1 protein-coding gene is annotated in these 746 nt (G+C 45.0%); it reads left to right on the top strand.

Features of this window, described 5'->3' with window-relative positions:
- Nucleotides 1-12: 12 nt before the first annotated feature.
- The coding region (locus tag ACFOHL_RS17540; RefSeq protein ID WP_376921545.1) for a hypothetical protein at nucleotides 13-746 on the top strand (734 nt) is incomplete at its 3' end.

Below are 746 nucleotides of genomic sequence, written 5' to 3'. Positions count from 1 at the left end.
CAAGATTCAGACTTGCAAAGCTGGCTCAACTCTCACAAAAAAGACCCAATCCTTACCGCATCTAACGTAGGAACAGGTCAAGAGGGTGTGTCTGTTCCGAACGTTGATGAGTTATCTTCGAGTGAAAAAGGTTTATTACAGCAGTTACGCTCCTTTGCAGAAAATGGAGCGCTCGAAGTTGAGCAAATTGCAAGCATATTGAATGATTCGACAAGATTGATAAGAGATGGTGTTGAATTTAGAGTTGAACAATTTGCTCAAAGTGTCGGCGCTGTAGCTAGCGATTATTTATCAACGGCCAAAAATGCCACGAATGACGTGTTGGGTAATGTAGCGTTAGCCCCTGGTTTTGTGGCAGGTGTAGCCGGTTTTGCTGTTGAAAATTTTGTCGGCGGGCTTGAAGGTGCTGCTGAATTAGCCCAGTTCAGTGCGCAGTTAAGCTTGAACTCTATTGGTAAGGTCGCGTTTGAAAGCACAGGGCTTGATGTTTTTAGGGAGAGTGCGTTAGCGTTTGATACGCAAGCTAAGTTTATTAGCGACACGGTGGATAACTTTAGTGAGGTTTTGCTTGCTGCAGGAGGAGCCATCGTTGATGACTATGTTGGAAGGTATAATAGTATCGGCGTTAACTATAAGGCTGGTGATTATCTGCAAGCAGGATATGACGCGGGTTACCTCTTTACCGGAGCAGTCTCCACTGCAGTGGGAGTGGGAGCGTTATTTAAAGTTGCAACTACTGGGGTAAA

The sequence above is a fragment of the Agaribacter flavus genome (assembly GCF_042646125.1).
GTDB lineage: Bacteria > Pseudomonadota > Gammaproteobacteria > Enterobacterales > Alteromonadaceae > Glaciecola > Glaciecola flavus.
This window is presented reverse-complemented; position numbering and strand designations above follow the sequence as displayed.